Origin of the sequence: Mycetohabitans sp. B3, from assembly GCF_021498065.1 — a bacterium.
Taxonomy (GTDB): domain Bacteria; phylum Pseudomonadota; class Gammaproteobacteria; order Burkholderiales; family Burkholderiaceae; genus Mycetohabitans.
Genome location: NZ_JAHLKN010000002.1, coordinates 83,896 through 103,334, shown reverse-complemented (window position 1 = coordinate 103,334; position 19,439 = coordinate 83,896). Strand labels below are relative to the sequence as shown.

Sequence of the window (19,439 nt, the reverse complement as noted above, 5' to 3'; positions counted from 1 at the left end):
AGCATCGCAACCGCTTCGCCTCAGCCCATCCGGCCTCAGCCCCCGCATCGCGTCGCTGCATCAGCAGCAGAGAAACGAAATTATGAACACAATCTTGCGAAGCGTCAACAACTTTTTTACCACCCCGGTGCGATGCTGATCGCCTCACACCCCGTTGCCCACCCCGCCCGCTGCGTTTGCTCCTTCAGCGGCCCCGCTACTGCCTGCAGCGAGGGTGCGAATCATAGGCCAATAGCACGCTCACCACAAGGGCTAGCAAATATTTTTTCAACGCAAGCCTTGCCGCCAACTCGGCCGGCCACCGGCATAACGCGCCGCCTAACCGGCAGCGGGTTCACAAGATAAAAAGCTATTAACCGACCGGTCGGTAGGTTTATACTGCGTAGAGAATCCTGATGGAGACTCCCCATGTATACGCAATCGCTCGACCTACCGGGCAACACCGCGCTGGCCGACAGCCCCGTTGCCAGCATAGATCAGCAGCGTTTTGACGCGCGCATCGCCGCGGACGACAAGATCGAGCCGCAGGACTGGATGCCCGATGCCTATCGCAAGACGTTAGTGCGGCAAATCTCGCAGCACGCGCACTCCGAAATCGTCGGCATGCTGCCCGAAGGCAACTGGATCAGTCGCGCGCCGAGCTTGAAACGCAAGGCGATCCTGTTAGCTAAGGTGCAGGACGAGGGCGGGCATGGGCTGTACCTGTACAGCGCCGCGGAAACGCTGGGCGTGTCGCGCGATCAGATGCTCGATGCGCTGCACAGCGGCCGTGCAAAGTATTCGAGCATTTTTAACTATCCCACGCCGAGTTGGGCCGACGTCGGCGTGATCGGGTGGCTAGTCGATGGCGCTGCGATCATGAACCAGATCCCGTTGTGCCGCTGCACGTATGGCCCTTATGCGCGCGCGATGATCCGCATCTGCAAGGAAGAGTCGTTCCACCAACGCCAAGGCTTCGATGCGTTGCTGGTCATGATGCAGGGTACCGCAGCACAGCGCGAGATGGTGCAACAGGCCGTGAACCGCTGGTGGTGGCCAGTGCTCATGATGTTCGGTCCGAGCGACAAAGACTCGGTGCACAGCAACCAGTCCGCCAAATGGGGTATCAAGCGCATATCGAACGACGACCTTCGGCAAAAATTTGTCGACGCGACCGTCGAGCAGGCCAAGGTCCTCGGCGTCACGCTGCCCGATCCGGATTTGAAGTGGAATGAGGCGCGCGGCCACTACGACTACGGCACAGTGGACTGGGAAGAATTTTGGCGCGTGGTCAACGGCGACGGCCCCTGCAACCGCGAGCGGCTGGCCACGCGCGTGAAGGCGCATGAGGACGGCGCCTGGGTACGCGAGGCGGCGCTAGCGTACGAGGCCAAGCAGGCTCGGCGCAACAAACAGAAAGCGGCGTAGTGGTGCGCCAGCAAGGATCGAGGAGGAACCCATGAGCAAAGAATGGCCGATTTGGGAAGTATTTGTACGCAGCAAACAGGGGTTGGACCACAAACATTGTGGCAGCCTGCATGCGGCGGACGCACAAATGGCGCTGCGCATGGCGCGTGACGTCTATACGCGCCGGCAAGAAGGTGTGAGCATCTGGGTCGTACCAGCCGCGGCGATTACCGCATCGGCGCCCGAAGAAAAGTCCGAACTGTTCGATCCGGCCGGCGACAAGATATACCGCCATCCGACCTTCTACCAGTTACCGGACAAAGTCAACCACATGTAAAGTCAGGACGGACCACGCCCATGCCAACGCAACACCATCTGGCGTATGTGCTGCGCCTCGCGGACAACGCCTTGATTCTCGGCCAGCGCAATGCTGAATGGACCGGGCATGGCCCGGTCCTCGAAGAGGACATCGCGCTGGCCAATATCAGCCTGGACTTGATCGGCCAGGCCCGGCTGCTCTATACGCACGCCGGCTCACTGGAGGCCGCGCTCACTGGTCAAGCGCGCGATGAAGACGACTACGCATTCTTCCGTGAGGAGCGCGAGTTCCGCAATTACACGATGCTCGAGCTGCCGCACGCCGGCCCGTATGGCGGCACTGTACGCCCCGACCGGGACTATGCGGTAACGATCGTGCGCCATTTTCTGTATTCGACGCTGATGCTGCTCGTCTGGAATGCGCTGCTGCACTCAAGCGATGCCGAGTTGGCCGCGATCGCCGCCAAATCGCTCAAGGAAACGCGATACCACGTGCACCACGCGCGCGACTGGCTGGTACGGCTTGGCGACGGCACAGACGAATCACATCGCCGCACACAGGCCGCAGTCGACTTCCTGATGCCGTACACGAGCGAGTTCTTCTCCGGTGACGAACTCGAGCAGTCCATCGCGGCACAGGGCATCGGCCCGCGGAACGCAACGCTGCAGCCAGACTGGTCGGCGCATGTCCGGGCGGCGCTCAACGAAGCCACGCTTGCGTGGCCGACCATGGGTCAATATGTGACGACAGGCAAGCTGGGCGAGCACTCCGAGCACATGGGCTATCTGCTGGCGGAAATGCAGAGTCTGGCCCGCCAGCATCCCGGCGCCCGCTGGTAGGACGGTGCGGGCCACTCTCGGCCCCATTCCGGCATTCGCGCCGGCTTCCAAATTCGACAGAGAAACGCATGCCAGACAGTTCGACCGACACTTCACCCGTTGCCCGCGCGTGGGCGGCGCTGGACGCGGTACCCGACCCGGAAATCCCGGTCGTGTCGATCCGCGAACTCGGCATTCTTCGCGACGTGCGACAGGCACCGGACGGCGTCATTGAAGCGGTGATCACGCCAACCTACTCGGGTTGTCCGGCAATGGCGCAGATCGCCGAGGACATCGGCGCGGCGCTGGATGGCGTGGGGCTCGCGCCGCACCGTGTCATCAGCGTGCTCGCGCCTGCATGGACCACCGACTGGATCACCGAGGGCGCGCGCGAAAAGCTGCGCCGCTACGGGATCGCACCGCCGTCACGGACTTGCGCGACGCAGGGAACGCAAGCGCAGCAGCCGGTCAGGATCGTGTCGCGCGACGAACGCGAGCAAGCGCAACAGCCCGCCTGCCCGCACTGCGGCTCGCCGAACACCGAGCGGCTGTCGCAGTTCGGCTCGACCGCGTGTAAGGCGCTATACCGCTGTATTACCTGCCGTGAACCTTTCGATTACTTCAAACCGTATTAATATGGCCACTGTGCAATTTCATCCGCTGCGCATCCGCGAAGTGCGCGTCGAAACGCCGGACGCAGTCTCGGTCGCTTTCGAGGTTCCTGTCGAACTGCGCGATGCGTACCGGTTCACGCAAGGGCAGTTCGTCACGCTCAAGGCCCATATCAACGGTGAGGAAACGCGCCGCTCGTATTCGATCTGCGTCGGCGTCACCGACTACGAGCGGGACGGCGAATTGCGCATCGGCATCAAACGGGTGCGCGGCGGCCGCTTCTCGAACTTTGCGTTCGACACACTGCAACCGGGACACACAATCGATGTGATGACGCCCGATGGTCGCTTTTTCACACACTTAAATGCCGATCACGACAAACAGTATCTCGCGTTCGCGGGAGGCTCGGGCATCACACCGGTGTTGGCCATTATCAAGACGACCTTGGATGTCGAGCCGCGCAGCACTTTTACGCTGATCTACGGCAATCGCAGCGTCGACGCAATCATGTTCGCCGAGGAATTGGAAGACCTGAAAAACCGGTACATGAACCGGCTGATCCTGTATCACGTGCTGTCGGACGATGTGCAGGATGTCGAGCTGTTCAATGGCGTGCTGGACCGGGCCAAGTGCGACGCCTTCCTGCAATCGCTGGTGCCGGCCGAATCGATCGACGAAGCCTTCATCTGCGGACCAGCGCCGATGATGGATGCCGCCGAGGACGCATTGAAAGCCGCCGGGGTGCCGCAACAGCGCATCCATGTGGAGCGCTTTGGCACGCCGCTGCCGCAAGCCGGCGTACCACCGGTCGAAATAACCGAACACACTCCTGCGGCGGACCTGGAAATCATGCTCGACGGCAAGCGCCGCAAGCTGCGCCTGCCCTATGAAGGCGTGAGCTTGCTCGATGTTGGATTGCGCGCGGGGCTCGCGCTGCCGTACGCGTGCAAGGGCGGCGTGTGCTGCACGTGCCGCGCCAAGGTGATCGAGGGAGAAGTCCGGATGGAGAAGAACTACACGCTCGAGCCCCAAGAAGTGGATGCCGGCTTTGTCCTCACCTGCCAATGCCACCCGGTCAGCGAACGCGTGGTAGTCAGCTACGACGAACGCTGAGCCGGCACTGCGCTGTCGGCCGTTCTCATTCGCTGCGTCGCCGGCCACGATCCGGAACGATCGCTTACACTAGCGCCTGTTCACATATAGCCTGGCTCGCGCAGCGCACTGGCGGCATGCCGGGAACCGCGCAGCGCGGGCCCGCTTACCGCGTAAGCGGGCGACTTCTATGACAACAATCCATATTACCAACGGGGATGTGGCGGCCGCCTCGCTTCGTGCAGCGCTGGCCAGTACACAACGCAACGAGGAGGTCCTTGCGTTGCGTGACGATCTTGCATTTGGCCCGATCCGCGCTGTCGACAGCGACGTGCATGAACGCGCGGCGTTCTGGCAGCAAGTCCTCGACGAACGGGACCGGGATGTCGTGTCCGAACTGAACGAGCAGAACGCCACGTTGGAACGTCTCGTCGGATCAGCAGCGACGAATATCGTCGTCTGGCACGCGCAAAGCGCGTCGGACCAACTGATGCTGCGTCGGGTTGCATGGTATCTGCGCACCCAACCGCAACGGCTCAATGAAGTGGCCCTTGGCACACGCGAGTTGCCACGCGAGACCGCGCCGCGTGCCGACGGCGCGAGCACAATCGGCATGTTCGGCGCCGACGCGCTGGCCGCGCGCATCCGGAAGGCCGCGCCGATTTCGGTGTTGCGCATCGGGCGGCTTGCGCTGGAGTGGCAGGACGTGCGGCGGCTCAATGGCGACGTGCGATGCTGGCGCGAGAACCGCTTCGTGACCGGCACCTATGCGCCGATCGACGACGCATGGTTACAGCATACCGATGATCGATGGCAAATGGCGACCAACGTTGCCGCCCAGGTCATGAAGGTCGACTTCGGTGTCTGCGTGACCGATGCGATCGCGTTGTGGCGGTGCAGGGAACTGGTCACGGCCGGCCGCCTCGCGCTCAGCGGCGAGGCGCGTCAACAGTGGCGTGATGTGCAAGTGCGGCGGCCGTAGGCCGGCGACGTGTATGTCACGCTAACCGGACAGATCCTCAACCGAATTGCCCCATGGCCCGCACCCGAGCTCCTGATCACGAAAGCCAGCGCGAGCAGATCTTGAATCTGGCCGCCGAGAAATTCGCGCAGACCAGCTACCCGAGCACGTCGATGGCGGAACTGGCCGCGGCCAGCGGCACGTCGAAAGCGCGCCTGTACCATTATTACGAGAGCAAGGAGGCCATTTTGTTCGATTTGCTGGACCGGTACACGAAGCGACTAATGCTGATCATCGCCGAGGTCGAGGGCGCCAGTCAGCGACGGGAACTGAACGAGCAGCAAACCTTCGCGGAGTTAATCCGCGCTTTCCTCGCTGAGTACGAAACGTCGCACACGCGACATGTCGCGCTGCTCAACGACGTCAAGTATCTGGTGCAAACGCAGCGCGAAATCATCCTGGACCGGCAACGCGACATCGTTGCCGCGTTTGCACGCCAGCTGGCTCGCGCCTATCCGCGGCGCGTGACCAAGTCCAACCAAATGGCGCTCACCATGATGGTGTTCGGCATGATCAACTGGACCTTCACGTGGCTCAAGCCGAGCGGCACGATGACCTACGCGAACTTCGCAAACGAGGTCGTCGCCGTGCTCGAACGCGGACTGGTCGCGCCGCCGGACGTTGCAGCAATCGTGCCCTAGCTGTGACAATCCGCCCCGCGTTGGGGCTCAATAGCACCCACAACGCCTGTCATAAGGCGTTTTTACGCTACTTGATGGCGGTTTTAGAACATCCATTCCAATCCAACTCAGGGTTTTCCCGGAGAAATTTAGGGTTTTCCTGTAAAATGCATATTGCAGTGCATCAGAAACTGATGCGAGCTGGGCAGGCGGTAAGCCCGCCGCCCGCAGGAGAACCCGATGAAAGCGTTGAACTCGGCCCCTGGTCCGATAACGGTGCATGATTTGCGCCGCGCCTCGCCAAAAGCGGCGCTCGTGCGTGAATTGTCGCCACGCGATCGCGTACGGCTGCACGCACACTTCCTGTCGCTGAGCGATGACGATCGGCTGCTGCGGTTTGGGCAACGGGTTCCCGACCATCTGATCGAACACTACGTCGAGGGCATCGACTTTTCCCGCGATACGGTGTTCGGCGTCTTCGACGACAACCTCGAGTTGGTTGGTGTCGGTCATCTTGCCTATCTGCCTGACAACGGCGACAAGCGTACCGCGGAGTTCGGCGTGTCGGTACTTGAGCGCGCCCGTGGCCGCGGCATCGGCACGCAACTGTTTGAGCGCGCCGCGATGCGTGGCCGGAATACCCGCGTGACGACGCTGTATATGCATTGCCTGTCGCGCAATTTGACGATGATGCACATCGCGAGGAAGGCCGGCATGAAAATCGAATACGCGCACGGGGAAGCCGACGCATACCTGACGCTGCTGCCAGCGGATCCATCCAGCATCATGGCCGAACTGCTGCAAGAACAGGCTGCGATGTTCGACTACGCGATGAAGCGCCAGGCGCGGCGCGCGTCCCAGCTATTCGATATTTTCCGCATGGTGCCTGCCGGGCTGGCCGCTTGATACCCTCACGCCTCACTGATGGTGTGAGGCTGGACGCGTCAAACCATCGCTGCAGATAGTCTATGTCGCCGGTCATCGCATAGCACGCTACGACCTCTGGCCACGATCCGACCGCGGCACGGAAGGCTGCCGTCGGCGTCGCAGCGCTTAGCCGGCGCGGCGCACACCCTCAGTGGGTGCGTCCGCACGCGGATCATCGTCTGTCCCGCCTCCCAACCCGCCCCACTTTCCCAGCCGCACATTCACTTACGCCAGCAAGCCAGTCCCACTGCGCCGGGACCGAGCAACGCAACGTATCCGCGTATTCCCCCCACGCCTCCAGCCGGCACTGTCGCTGGCCTATTGCCAGGCAGGAGCGCATCCTACCGCTGCGCATGTGGGGGATTGACCCAAGTGCGAATATTTTGGGCAACGACAAAAATAACGCACTGAGTCCACGTGTCCACAAGACACCACGACTCTTTTGAAGCTTTGGTGATCTCAAGCTCTAATCGGAGGAAGGCAAACCGGAGCTGTGGACCGCCATGAAATGCGTGACCGATGTCGTCGAGTCCTCCGCCTCCGTCGATGTGGATCCCGAACGCGTACGCATCGTCCTGCCCGAGGTTTTCACGATGCCGGACGGCGGACTCAATATCCGCTGGCCTGATCTGCCGCTGATTCAAGAGGCGCGCGTCACCGGCTGGGGGTACCGAGTGGACGGTGGCCTGACGGCAAACGGCTCAGACGACGTTAGCCCACCGGGGCACGGGGCCGCCGCATAGGCGCCGGGCTCAACGGCCGACGACCGAAAAGGGGTGCAAAACCGCCCCCCCCCCGGATGAATGCTTGAATGCGCTCGGCCGACACGCCCGATGGCTCGAGTACGCGCCGGCTCGGGACACGCGCCGGTCCCAGCCGCGGCCGCATCGCGCTCGCCAGCGCGAGCGGTCCGAACCCGCAACTGCGCAACTGGCTACGGCAGCCGGCAGGGACAACCGACTGCAACGATGAGGCGCCGCTCAGCCAACGCGTGCGTTGGCCGATGCCACCGCAGTCATGTTGATGATGCGGCGCACGGTGGACGCCGGCGTCAGAATGTGCACAGCCTTTGCTACACCGAGCAAGAATGGCCCGACCGTTACGCCCTCCCCGCCAATCATCTTCAGCAGGTTGTACGTAATGTTGGCCGCCTCGACGTTCGGCATAATCAGTAGATTCGCCTCTCCGCTGAGCGTGGTGCCGGGCATCGCCTGCTTGCGGATTACTTCGGACAGCGCCGCATCGCCGTGCATTTCGCCGTCGACCTCTAAGTGCGCGGCACGCTCGGCAATCAACGCACGAGCCTGCGCCATACGCTGCGAGGAAGCCGTCGGCACGCTGCCGAAATTTGAGTTCGACAATAATGCGATCTTCGGCACGATGCCGAATTTCTCGACCTCGCGCGCCGCCAGGATCGCCATGTCGGCAAGCTGCTCCGCGCTCGGCACTTCGTTCACGTAGGTATCGCAAATGAACAAGTTACGGCCAGGCAACATCAGCAGGTTCATCGCCGCATAGTGCTGCGCGTCGCTGGCGCGGCCCAGCACCTGATCAATGTACTTTAGATGGCTATGGAACGATTCGATCAAGCCGCACACCATGCCGTCGGCGTCGCCGAGCCGCACCAGCATGGCGCCGATCAATGTGTTCGACTTGCGCATCGCGGCCTTGGCCACTTCGGGCGTCACGCCCGCGCGCGCGCCAAGCTCGTGGTAGTCCTGCCAGCACCGATGGTAACGCGGATCGTCTTCCGGATCGACGACCTCGAAGTCGTGGCCGGCGCGCAGCTTCGAACCCATCTTCTTCAACCGCATCTCGACCACGGCCGGACGTCCGACGATGATCGGCTTGGCGATGCGCTCAGTCAACACGAATTGTGCGGCGCGCAGCACGCGCTCGTCCTCGCCCTCGGCGAACACGATCCGTGCGTTGGACGCCTTGGCTGCGGCAAATACGGGTCGCATTACCATGCCGGTGCGGTACACCGTCGTGGCAAGCTGCTCCCGATAGGCTTCCATGTCGGTGATCGGACGCGTCGCGACGCGTGAATCCATCGCCGCCTGCGCGACAGCTGGCGCGATCTTGATGATCAGTCGCGGATCGAACGGCTTCGGGATCAGATACTCAGGGCCGAATTCGAGCGTGTGGCCCTCGTACGCCTTAGCCACCTCGTCGCCCTGGTCACTTTCCTCGGCCAGCTCCGCGATCGCGCGCACGCAGGCGAGCTTCATCTCTTCGGTGATCGTGGTCGCCCCCACGTCGAGCGCGCCGCGGAAGATGAACGGGAAACACAGGACGTTATTGACCTGATTCGGATAGTCGGAGCGGCCTGTGGCGATAATGCAATCAGGCCTGACCTTCTTGGCCTCCTCCGGCCGGATCTCCGGCTCCGGATTGGCCAGCGCCAGAATCAACGGCTTGCTGGCCATCTCCCTGACCATGTCCGGCTTCAGCACGCCAGCGCTCGAGCAACCGAGGAACACATCGGCACCTTTGATCGCGTCAGCTAGGGTGCGCGCATCGGTGTGCGCGGCATAGCGTTGCTTGGACGGATCGAGATGGCCGCGTCCCTCATAGATCACGCCCTTGGAGTCGGCCACGAGAATATTGTCCTTGCTCAGACCGAGCTTGACCAGCAGGTCCAGGCACGCAATCGCCGCCGCGCCCGCGCCCGAGGCGACCAACTTCACCTCGGCGATGTTCTTGCCGACGACCTTCAGGCCGTTCAGAATCGCCGCCGACGCAATGATCGCCGTGCCATGCTGATCGTCGTGGAACACCGGGATCTTCATCCGCTCGCGCAGCTTCTGCTCGATGTAGAAACACTCCGGCGCCTTGATATCCTCCAGATTGATGCCGCCCAGGGTCGGTTCGAGCATCGCGATCGCCTCGACTAGCTTGTCCGGATCAGATTCCGCAAGCTCGATGTCGAACACGTCAATACCGGCGAATTTCTTGAACAAGCAACCCTTGCCCTCCATCACCGGCTTGGCGGCCAACGGCCCGATGTTGCCAAGCCCCAATACCGCCGTGCCGTTCGTGACGACGCCCACTAAATTGCCGCGCGACGTGTACTTCTGCGCGTCGAGCGGCTCGGCATGGATCGCCTCGCACGCGGCCGCAACGCCTGGAGAGTAAGCGAGCGACAAGTCGAATTGGTTAGACAGCGGCTTGGTCGGAGTGACCGAGATCTTGCCGGGCTTTGGATTCTGGTGATAGGCCAGAGCGCTTTGCTTCAGTTGTTCGTCCATGGTGCGACGTGTAGATAGATGGAAATTGGATATGGCGGGGACGATAAGTGTACACCCCATGAACTGCTGTCCGATTACACAGGTACGGAAGATCAATCCGCGGCGCGTACCGTGACCCCAGGCGCGGTCAGCCAGCATGGTGTCCGACTGAGCTATAATAATGGGCTACGCGCGTCGCGCAGTCCCGCCCGACCCATCCCCGATTCCAAGGATTTTCCCGATGATAGGCATCGATCGTCAAACGATCTCCGACACCACCGCCAGGATTCTGCTCGAGGTCCAGGCCGTCCACTTCAACGCCGAAAAGCCGTATATCTTCACGTCCGGATGGGCGAGCCCGGTCTATATTGATTGCCGGAAGCTGATTTCTTACCCCCGCGTACGCAGCGCGCTGATGGACATGGCCGAATCGACGATTTATACCGGTGTCGGTTTCGAGCAGATCGACTCGGTGGCGGGTGGCGAAACTGCCGGCATCCCGTTCGCCGCCTGGATTGCCGACCGCATGGGCCTGCCGATGCAATATGTTCGCAAAAAGCCAAAGGGTTTTGGCCGTAATGCGCAGATCGAGGGGTTTCTGCAAGAAGGTTCGCGGGTGCTGCTGGTCGAGGACCTGACGACCGACAGCCGCAGCAAGATCAACTTCATCAATGCGTTGCGCACCGCCGGCGCGAGCGTCGAACACTGCTTCGTGCTGTTCCACTACCATATCTTCAAGGAAAGCGTGTCGGTGCTCAAGGAGGTCGGCGTCGATCTGCACGCGCTGGCGACCTGGTGGGACGTGTTGCGCGTGGCCAAGGACAACGGGTACTTCGACGCGAAAACGCTAGACGAAGTCGAAAAATTCCTGCACGCACCCGCTCAATGGTCGGCCGCGCATGGCGGCGCGACGGCCGCGCCGCAATAGCGGAACCCATCGAGGTCGATGCCAGATGCGACAAAGCCGCCCTAACGGGCGGCTTTGTCGCATCTGGAAGGCCCTCAGCCGTGGTCGCCGGCGCCGCAGCTACCTTGCAAGCGGATCCGGATGATAGACTGCCTGTGTGTTTACCGGCGCTGCCCGGTCCCGCTCCGGCCGACCGGCACCGAACGCGCTGTGCCTGACTGTTCGTTATAACAACGTTGCGTCAAGGACAGGAGGTTTCCGGCCCATGCGCCCGCGTCGCCAGCAGTCTCGAGCATCTCGCCGTTTGCCTGTTCGCGTGTGGCAGACCTTGCCCATGGCCGGGTGGCTGCTGATCGCACAACCTCTCGCCCAGGCGGATAATGCACCCGCCAACACCATGCCGACGTCGGCGGGCAGCGTGAACCGCCCGTTCGAATTGTACAGCGCGGCGTTGCACCCCAACCAGGACGTGCCGCACGCGCAAGTCTACAACAAGGGCGGCTGCAACGGATTCAACCATTCCCCGGACCTGTCGTGGCGTAACGCGCCGCCCGGCACCCGGGGCTTTGCGGTGACGGTCTTTGATCCCGATGCACCGGGTCGCGGCTGGTGGCACTGGGCCGTCGCTGGCATTCCAGCTAACGTCCATCGATTGCCGGCCAATGCCAGCGGATCGGGCTTTTTGAAGTCGATCGGCGCCATCGAGGCCCGCAACGACTTTGGCGATGACGGCTATGGCGGCCCATGTCCACCGGCCGGCAGAGTGCATCGCTATATCGTCACCGTGTGGGCGCTGCGCACTCAGGACCTGCGGCTGGCCAGCGGGCGTCCTGCCGCGATGTTCGAACACGAAATCTCGGTGGCCGCCCTCGCCGCCGCGCGGATCATCGTGACCTATACCCGATAACGGCATTTTTTTCGTAACCGCCACGAATCTGTCCCGCCCTGGGCCTTAAAATACCTATTTAACGGTATCGGAGCATAAGGCGGGCGCGCAATGACAACCAAAGTTTTTGTCGACGGGCAGGACGGCACGACGGGGCTGAAAATCAATGAATACCTCGCGCAGCGGCGCGATATTGAGGTATTGCGTATTGACGAGGCGAAGCGAAAGGATTCTGACGAGCGGCGCCGGCTGATCAACGCCTCCGACGTCACGTTTCTGTGCCTGCCGGATACCGCATCGCGCGAGTCCGTGTCGCTAGTTGACAACGACCGCGTGGTAATCATCGACACTAGCACCGCGTTCCGCACACAACCGGACTGGGCGTACGGGTTGCCCGAGCTGAACTACGCGCAGCGAGAAAAAATCCGCGCGAGCAAGCGCATTGCGGTGCCCGGATGCCATGCGTCGGCGTTCGTGCTGGCCATGCACCCGCTGGTCGATGCTGGTATCGTGCCGGCCAGCTTCGTCGCGACAGCCTATTCGATCACCGGATACAGTGGTGGCGGCAAGAAATTGATCGCGGCCTACGAGGGCAACCCGACTCCCGCATTATCGAGTCCGCGCCCCTACGCGCTTGGGCTGGTGCATAAACACCTGCCGGAAATGACGATCCATTCCGGGCTGACGGTAATGCCGGCGTTTACACCGATCGTCGGCGCGTTCTACAAAGGGCTCGCGGTTACGACCTATCTTCCCGCGACGCAATTGGCACGCCGGGTGACACCAGCCGACGTTCATGCCGTGCTGGCCGACCACTATGCCGGCGAAGTGTTTGTTCGGGTCATGCCGCTGGGTGCGCCGGAGAACTTGGACGATGGCTTTTTCGATGTGCAAGCCAATAATGGCACCAATCGCGTCGACTTGTTCGTCTTCGGTAACGAAGAGCGCATCATGACGATCGCACGGCTCGACAATCTCGGCAAGGGCGCATCCGGCGCAGCCGTGCAGTGCATGAACCTCGCCATCGACGCAGACGAACGGATCGGATTAACGGCCTGACGTTGCAGGCAGCGGTGACGCATTTTCTACTGAAAACGACGTCATCGCTGATTGTGAAAGCTACCGATAGCATCAAACTGGCTGTGACGGACGGAGAACTCAAGACCTCTCTAGTCCTGACTTACCTGACACTGACGTATAAATCAATTCTGACGCGCGACGTGCGTCGGATCACCGCAGCGGCTTTCGCTGTCGCCATGATGCACGGTGAAAAAAAGCCCGCCGTTCGGCGGGCTGAATCCATATCAGAGGAGACATGGAGGAGACGGCTTCACTATAACAAGTTATTTGGTGCATTGCAACATACTTCTGCCCATACCGGGTCTTCCTACGCAGTGTTGCAACGATACAACTTTCCTACGTCGCGCCGATCCGTCTTTTTAAGCGCCGACGCGTTCACGACGTCCGCGCATTGCCGATTTCCGGCACCTGGTGCGCGCATTCCAATATTTATACTTCGCATACTAAGCCGGCGCTTAATGCCGCACCAGCGCCATCAGCGCGCCAAAGCCGACGAATGCGCTGCCGGTGAGCCGATTGAACGTCTTCGCCATGCTACGGCTGCGAAGGTGTGCTCCGATCCGCGAGCCGCATCCGGCATAGACCACGTACCAACCAACTTCGATAAGCACAAACGTTGGCACCAGCACACTGAACTGCGGCCACGTCGGCGCAGCGGCATTAATGAACTGCGGCAGCAGTGCGGCAGCGAAAAGTATGGCCTTCGGATTACTCGCGCCCACCAGAAAGCCTGTGCGAAACATCGCAAAGCGCGTGACACGATGCGCCGCATCACGCTCGACCGGTCGCGTATCGGCCGCACCGTGCGGCGCCGACTCCACCGGCGCACGCCACGCCTTGATGCCCAGGTACACCAGGTAAGCAGCGCCGGCCACGCGTAATACGTTGAACATTGCTGGCCAAGCTTGCAGAAATACCCCCAGTCCGGCGGCCGAAACGGACAACATCAGCATCAGCGCCGATAGGCAGCCAGCCATCGCCCAACTGCTTCGGCGCAAGCCGTACCGCGCGCCGCAGGACATCATCAACAGCATGTTCGGGCCTGGAATGGCCGATACAACGAACACGGTTGCAACGAAAAGCCACCACGTATGGAGCGTCACAGCGTTCTTTTATCAGGGTCGAATAATACGAGAGCGAAAAAAAAGCCCGCCAATGCAGCGGGCTGAATCCATATCGGAGGAGACATGGAGGAGACAGATTTAAGTATAAACCCTAGCTCTTCAAAAACGCAACCCCCTGTACACATCCGCAACGGTCCGGATGAGAGGCCGCTCACCTAGGTTACTTCGGCTGCGCGACAGTGCGCAGGTACGGCTTAAGCCTCTTAAAGCCTTCGGGATACTTTTTCTTCGCTTCTTCGTCGGAGACCGACGTCGGGATGATCACGTCGTCGCCTGGCTTCCAGTTCACCGGCGTCGCCACGGAATGCTTCGCGTTCAGTTGCAACGCATCGAGCAGGCGCAGGATTTCGTCAAAGTTGCGCCCCGCGCTCATCGGATAGGTGAGCGTGGCCTTGATTTTCTTGTCCGGACCAACGATGAACACCGCGCGTACGGTCGCATTGTCATTCGCGTTGCGCGGCCCAGCACTCGCATTGGGATGAATCATGTCGTATAACTTCGCGACGTTCAAATTTTCATCACCGATCAACGGATAGTTGATCGGATAGCCTTGTGTCTCGGCGATGTCCCCCACCCAACGCTTGTGGTCGCTGACCGGATCGATCGACAGGCCGATCACCTTCGTGTTGCGCTTGTCAAATTCGGGTTTCAGCCGCGCGACGTAGCCCAGCTCGGTCGTGCACACTGGTGTGAAATCCTTCGGATGCGAAAACAGAATCGCCCAATGGTCGCCGATCCATTCGTGGAAACGAATCTGACCTTCCGTGGTATCGGCGGTGAAATCGGGTGCTTCGTCGCCTATGCGAATCGACATATCAGGCCTCCATTGACATGATGAGGGCGCACGGTCGTGCAGCCAACCACGCAACCGCTGCGAAGATCTGCGTCAACCAGTGCACACGAAGTGCAATTATAGGAAGAGTAGCGTGCTCGCCCAACGCCGTCCATCAGCGCGCGTCGTCAAACTTGCCTGCTTAGCCGTCCGGGCCGCTGCGCGATCAACCTCCAAGGCAGTCGACCAGCACCCGTGCTGGACAGTTATCCACTCATGGCGTTGGACAACCTCTGGATAGCCGGATGCACAGCTGTTGCGTGAAATCTGGACAATGCATTGGCAACGCAGAGCCGCAGACGCGTTATCCCACTTTTGCCTGTGCTATCCCCCGACCCCGCATAGCGTTATCAGAACAGTATCGTATTGATCCGTTAACGTGTTTTTGCAGTTATCCACAGCGTGACGCGGTTGTTGTTAACTACTATTACAGACATATATATATATAAATAAAAAAATTGAAGGTAGACTGTTACCGTTCCGTTGGAACCGGAATACAGTACGCTGGCACACGCTCAAACGTGCGCTTGGGATCCGGCTCGTCAGGTAACGTGTAGGTGAGTTGGCAACGTCCACCATCCGTGAGTCGGACGGTCAAGGGTTTCTCTGGCGTAGCGAGCGGCAGGAACACCTGCTGATCGTCCAGTACGGTCGCAACCATATTGCCCATGCCATCCAGTACGGGAGTCCCGCGCTGGATCGTCGAGCCGCCCTTTGTCGATACCTCCAGCAGCGCACGGCGTACCGTCGTCACGTTGAATCGGACCTTTTGCACTGAACCTCGTGCGGGCTGCACGGCCCGGTAGCCATTGTCCACGTCGGCGTTGCGTGGCAAGCTACGTGTCGCAATCTCGACAGGCGAGGCCACGTACGCGGGCAGCGACGGCAATATCGCATGGCCAGTGCGATCCGTCTCCACGACACCCGCACGCGTGAGAATCGTCACGCCAGGCACGCCAGATGTCGATACAACACCGAACGTATCTCCGATCCGGTAAGGAGAAAATCCGAACCCGTCGCGGTGTACCGCCAATGAGCCGCTCAATGCCGCCGAGTAGGATAACGCCCGTGACGAACGCAACACACCGGCTGACATACGTGCAAAACGGTTGCCATGACTCACGTCCACGTCGACCGACGTGTCGCCGCGCGCATGGTCGCGCTGAAATGACCCGCTATAGTGCGTTCTGCTGCCCAGCGAATGGTTCATCCGCATGCCGCTCCGGAGCGCCGAGTCTGTCAGCGACGCGTGTGCGCGAACGCCAGTGCGGCCCAGTGGAACACTAACGCTCAGGTATGTCGAAGTGCGTGCTTTGCCAAAACGGGATGAATCGCATCGGGCTACCAGCCCGACCGATACGCCGGCCACTTGCATTGAAATCGCGCCATTCACGTAGCGCCCCGTCGTGCTGCCGGCAACAAATGACTGCCCGTATCCAAGAGCGACCGATCCATAGGGTGCCGCATAGTTCAACTGAACCGAATAATCCATTGCACTGCATCGCCTGCTGTTCGCTCTCGAATCAAAGAGATGGCGAAAGCCTGCACTCCGAGCGCCCGCGGATACACTGGCGGAAAAGTCGCGGCCCAGGTGGCTGCTCACACGTATGCTGGCGCGAATGCCGGAAGCGAATGCCGGTGAATGTCGTGAGGCGAGCAGTTGCGTCGCAAGCATCGGGCCACGCCGTGGCAAGACCGTCAGCGCTGCTCCCGCAGCTTGGTAATGCTGTGCCACGATCGCAGCGGCTGCCGCGCTGCTGGCCGGACCAAGCCAGCCAGCGCCTGTCAGCACGGCCCCGGGAAACGTTATCGTACGGCCGTTGAAATTGCCGAGTGCCAACGAAAATCCTGGTGCATCGACCGCGGCGCCCGCGCCAAGCGACGTAACGGGCACGACGAACTCGCGCCGAGATCCGTCCTCCTCAGTGACCGTCACGGTCAAGTCGGACATATCGCTGTACAGTTCCACGTCGTCTATCGCAAATGGGCCGGGTGGAACGAGCGTTGAATAAATCTGGCGACCGGCTTGCCGGATCACGACGCTTGCCTGTGAAGAAGCAATGCCCTCCACACGCGGTGCACGCAGTTGCGTGCGAAGCAACGCGGTGTCCGGTGTGAGCTGTGCGCCATCGAGTGAGATGCCACCGATTACCCCGTTTGACACTAGGATCTGGCCAACTTGCAGCGTCTTTTGCATATCCGGCAACGTTCGTTGCGCATACGCTCTGTCGTGGAACAAGTATCGGCGGCGCCGCGATTCGCGTAGCGACTGATGCGATCTCACGATCCAACCATAGGCATTAAAGCCGCCCTCCGAGCGCACGTTGAAGTTGCGGCTTGTCCCGGTCGGGTGACGCCACTGAGACAGATAAGCGTCGTAATTGAACAGGCCTGCGACACCGCCGTCATCAAACTGTTTCGGTACGCGCGTTCGGCGACGAACCGCCTGTGGCGGCACAATCAACTCGATGCGGGATGCATGCGGAATCAGTTTTATCAAGGTCTGCGCAAATGCAGCTTGATAGTCGACGCACGGTGACGAATGGGACGCCCCGTGGCTAGAGCTCGCGTCGGCCGGGCTCGCCAATCCCTCAGGAACGTTCAAGCTGGCGCGCTCGAGCAGTTCACGCGTTACGCACAGGCTGCCATCCGGCTTGAAATACGCTTGGATTTCTCCTCGTGATGCGCCGTTTACCCAAAGCGATACGCGGTTATAACCGGGATCGAAGCGGGCGCCACGTTCATAGTAGTTCGCAAGTTCCACCGGCAGACCGCGAGCGCGCAGCCTATCCAGGTCAAATTTGACTTCACTATCGGTGGCCCACGCAGCGGCGCTCGCGCTCGTGATGCTGACATACAGCAATACAGCGGGGGTGCATCGCACACCCGGCCAAGCGTGCCCTGTGGCGGTGTTACGGTGCTGCACGATGGGTCCCCGCCCAGGCTTAGTGCGAGGCCGTCACTTGCAGATCATATGCACTGACTGTATAGCCGTAGCGCGTCATCGGGAATAAACGAATCGTCTTAGTGCCGGCTTGCCTCGCCTCACCGACCCGGACTTGTTCGCCGGGCAGAATATAGCGACGGGATAACATAACCGTGGCCTTGCGCGGCAGAAGCTGGGCACGCTGTTCCAGTCGTACGACATAGTTAGACGGGTTCGATAAAGTCACCACGCCGTCCCGGACCTGTGCCGTTAATCGTTTCCACGGTTCCTTGTCTACGGGCAAAGCTGCCGGCTTGACAATGACCGGAAGGTCTTGCCGCACGATCAAATCGACTGCATTATGGCTGGATAATTCGGGTGGCAGCCCCTCGAATACGACCCGTTTCATCCGCTCGCATTTTAGTGGCTCCTTGTTGATCAACATGAAGCGAACCAGCTGGGACTCACCCGGCTCAAGTCTGGCCGCCAAAGGTGTGGCCACGATTAGCCTGTCAGGGTCCTCTTTTGTATCGATGATGGCCGTGTGCAAGATAATCGGATGAGCATCAGCGTTGCGCACTTTGATCGCCGCCTCGCCGCTATTTTCGTCGATCAGTACAGCTGAGGTCTCCGGCACGACACCGACTGCGGCGGCATAATGCGGCCCCATTCCGAGATAGGCACATACAAGCGCCTGGATCGCGCATACTACTGCGCGCCAATACTTCAGTACGTTCAATTTTAAATTCCGTCTAGACAACACTGCTTGATGCGAGTTAATACGTTAGCGTAATGGTGGTTTTTCCTTCAAAATCGATAGTATCGGTGAGGTTCAACTGACCGGTCGGTATAATGTAAGGTATGATTTTTAGTGTTGCATCAAAAAGCATACCATTGACAGGACTAATCCCATCCGAGGACCATGTCAACTCATCGAATGGGCCGTTAAGTAGTCGAGAGTCGCCCGTACCATTATCGAACGCTTCCCATCCTTCCATCCCTTGTTTTCTTCCCAAAGGTTCCGCATCACCTTCGCCCCGTTCGTCCGCGTATCTCATATCATGCAACTCGATTGCGTATACGCCAATCGGTTTGCCATTGGAAGCGAGCGTACCTCTTAGGGACCCAAGTCTTTCACTTAGCGTTGCCGTCGCATTGTCGAGCAACGTACCGCCTATCGCGAACGGATTGGCAACACCTATATCATCGCTCGATCGGATCACTATCGACGTAGGCGCGGTGCATTGGATACCAATTTTGACGTCCTGCGGTTCCAATCGCGTCACCATGTTTCTCTCCAGATGAAGTGAATCTAAGGTCCCGAGGTTGATTCGCGAAGGGGACAGTTCAGCTATTTCACATGCGCCGGGGTTGATCTTTCCAGTTATAATAAGCTGTTTTTCTTGTTGCCCCTTTTTTTCTGGGCTGGCGAATATTTTGGAAGAACTGCTAAACAACAAAACCAAAAATATAGCGTACGCGATCGGTGATCTCATAAATGCTGTGCGATTAAATGCGTTGCTTACGCGGGTGGCGTTGGCGGACCAGAATTATAGTGGTCAACGCCCATCAATTGTGTCACAAAATACGAGATGATCCGTTGTGATACGAAGCACTGCGTTATGATCTTCGTCCATAACAAGACAAAACGCTTTTACC

At 60.2% G+C, this 19,439-nt stretch carries 18 protein-coding genes and 1 pseudogene; 12 read left to right on the top strand and 7 right to left on the bottom strand.

All coding sequences use genetic code 11. From position 1 onward, the window contains the following. The first annotated feature begins 408 nt into the window (after window positions 1-408). The 8 genes from paaA (at window position 409) to KQH55_RS00710 (ending at window position 6,774) form a co-directional block, all read left to right on the top strand. Window positions 409-1,407: a 1,2-phenylacetyl-CoA epoxidase subunit PaaA gene (gene paaA / locus KQH55_RS00745; protein ID WP_076796824.1), complete on the top strand. Its 999-nt coding sequence runs from the start codon at window positions 409-411 to the stop codon at window positions 1,405-1,407. Between the two features lie 31 nt (window positions 1,408-1,438). Then, complete coding sequence (paaB, locus tag KQH55_RS00740) at window positions 1,439-1,723, top strand: 1,2-phenylacetyl-CoA epoxidase subunit PaaB (protein WP_076785659.1); 285 nt, start codon at window positions 1,439-1,441, stop codon at window positions 1,721-1,723. Window positions 1,724-1,743: 20 nt separating this feature from the next. Beyond that, on the top strand, window positions 1,744-2,544 hold the full coding sequence (gene paaC / locus KQH55_RS00735) for a 1,2-phenylacetyl-CoA epoxidase subunit PaaC (RefSeq protein ID WP_076785660.1): 801 nt from the start codon (window positions 1,744-1,746) through the stop codon (window positions 2,542-2,544). 68 nt (window positions 2,545-2,612) lie between these two features. Beyond that, window positions 2,613-3,158, top strand: coding sequence for a 1,2-phenylacetyl-CoA epoxidase subunit PaaD (gene paaD, locus KQH55_RS00730; protein WP_076785661.1), 546 nt, complete (start codon window positions 2,613-2,615; stop codon window positions 3,156-3,158). Window position 3,159: 1 nt separating this feature from the next. Continuing rightward, window positions 3,160-4,248, top strand: coding sequence for a 1,2-phenylacetyl-CoA epoxidase subunit PaaE (gene paaE / locus KQH55_RS00725; RefSeq protein WP_235089991.1), 1,089 nt, complete (start codon window positions 3,160-3,162; stop codon window positions 4,246-4,248). Window positions 4,249-4,417: 169 nt separating this feature from the next. Beyond that, entirely contained in the window at window positions 4,418-5,209 is a 792-nt protein-coding gene (locus tag KQH55_RS00720; protein ID WP_076796823.1) for a DUF1835 domain-containing protein, read from the top strand. A gap of 53 nt (window positions 5,210-5,262) precedes the next feature. Then, on the top strand, window positions 5,263-5,889 hold the full coding sequence (locus tag KQH55_RS00715) for a TetR/AcrR family transcriptional regulator (protein ID WP_076785664.1): 627 nt from the start codon (window positions 5,263-5,265) through the stop codon (window positions 5,887-5,889). 219 nt (window positions 5,890-6,108) lie between these two features. Then, the gene (locus tag KQH55_RS00710; protein WP_083703745.1) at window positions 6,109-6,774 is read left to right on the top strand and encodes a GNAT family N-acetyltransferase; all 666 of its coding nucleotides are present in this window, start codon (window positions 6,109-6,111) and stop codon (window positions 6,772-6,774) included. Window positions 6,775-6,838: 64 nt separating this feature from the next. Here KQH55_RS00710 and KQH55_RS16750 read toward each other — a convergent pair. Then, window positions 6,839-6,895: pseudogene (locus tag KQH55_RS16750) on the bottom strand (Lrp/AsnC family transcriptional regulator); the annotation flags it as partial. A 403-nt stretch (window positions 6,896-7,298) separates the two neighbouring features. Between KQH55_RS16750 and KQH55_RS00700 the strand changes: the two are divergent. Continuing rightward, window positions 7,299-7,538: a hypothetical protein gene (locus tag KQH55_RS00700; RefSeq protein WP_170872439.1), complete on the top strand. Its 240-nt coding sequence runs from the start codon at window positions 7,299-7,301 to the stop codon at window positions 7,536-7,538. Between the two features lie 237 nt (window positions 7,539-7,775). Here the strand turns inward: KQH55_RS00700 and KQH55_RS00695 are convergent, their stop codons facing one another. Continuing rightward, window positions 7,776-10,046 (bottom strand): NADP-dependent malic enzyme, encoded by a 2,271-nt coding sequence (locus KQH55_RS00695; RefSeq protein ID WP_076785666.1) that lies wholly within the window; start codon window positions 10,044-10,046, stop codon window positions 7,776-7,778. A gap of 220 nt (window positions 10,047-10,266) precedes the next feature. On the opposite strand from KQH55_RS00695, the gene KQH55_RS00690 reads away from it, so the two are divergent. The 3 genes from KQH55_RS00690 (at window position 10,267) to argC (ending at window position 12,877) form a co-directional block, all read left to right on the top strand. Next, complete coding sequence (locus KQH55_RS00690; RefSeq protein WP_235089990.1) at window positions 10,267-10,953, top strand: orotate phosphoribosyltransferase; 687 nt, start codon at window positions 10,267-10,269, stop codon at window positions 10,951-10,953. A 376-nt stretch (window positions 10,954-11,329) separates the two neighbouring features. Further along, window positions 11,330-11,839 (top strand): YbhB/YbcL family Raf kinase inhibitor-like protein, encoded by a 510-nt coding sequence (locus tag KQH55_RS00685; RefSeq protein WP_373566342.1) that lies wholly within the window; start codon window positions 11,330-11,332, stop codon window positions 11,837-11,839. A 90-nt stretch (window positions 11,840-11,929) separates the two neighbouring features. Continuing rightward, window positions 11,930-12,877, top strand: a complete 948-nt coding sequence (gene argC, locus KQH55_RS00680) for an N-acetyl-gamma-glutamyl-phosphate reductase (protein ID WP_235089988.1) — start codon at window positions 11,930-11,932, stop codon at window positions 12,875-12,877. A 476-nt stretch (window positions 12,878-13,353) separates the two neighbouring features. On the opposite strand, the gene KQH55_RS00675 is transcribed toward argC, so the two are convergent. From KQH55_RS00675 to KQH55_RS00655, 5 genes are all read right to left on the bottom strand, one after another. Further along, window positions 13,354-14,001 carry a LysE family translocator gene (locus tag KQH55_RS00675; protein WP_076796819.1) on the bottom strand — a complete coding sequence of 216 codons (648 nt, stop codon included), beginning with the start codon at window positions 13,999-14,001 and terminating at the stop codon, window positions 13,354-13,356. Between the two features lie 181 nt (window positions 14,002-14,182). Further along, window positions 14,183-14,836 carry a peroxiredoxin gene (locus KQH55_RS00670; RefSeq protein ID WP_076796818.1) on the bottom strand — a complete coding sequence of 218 codons (654 nt, stop codon included), beginning with the start codon at window positions 14,834-14,836 and terminating at the stop codon, window positions 14,183-14,185. 490 nt (window positions 14,837-15,326) lie between these two features. Further along, window positions 15,327-17,780, bottom strand: coding sequence for a fimbria/pilus outer membrane usher protein (locus tag KQH55_RS00665; RefSeq protein ID WP_083703743.1), 2,454 nt, complete (start codon window positions 17,778-17,780; stop codon window positions 15,327-15,329). Window positions 17,781-17,799: 19 nt separating this feature from the next. Next, complete coding sequence (locus KQH55_RS00660; RefSeq protein WP_235089987.1) at window positions 17,800-18,519, bottom strand: fimbria/pilus chaperone family protein; 720 nt, start codon at window positions 18,517-18,519, stop codon at window positions 17,800-17,802. Between the two features lie 37 nt (window positions 18,520-18,556). Continuing rightward, window positions 18,557-19,276, bottom strand: a complete 720-nt coding sequence (locus tag KQH55_RS00655) for a DUF1120 domain-containing protein (protein ID WP_235089986.1) — start codon at window positions 19,274-19,276, stop codon at window positions 18,557-18,559. Between the last annotated feature and the right edge of the window lie 163 nt (window positions 19,277-19,439).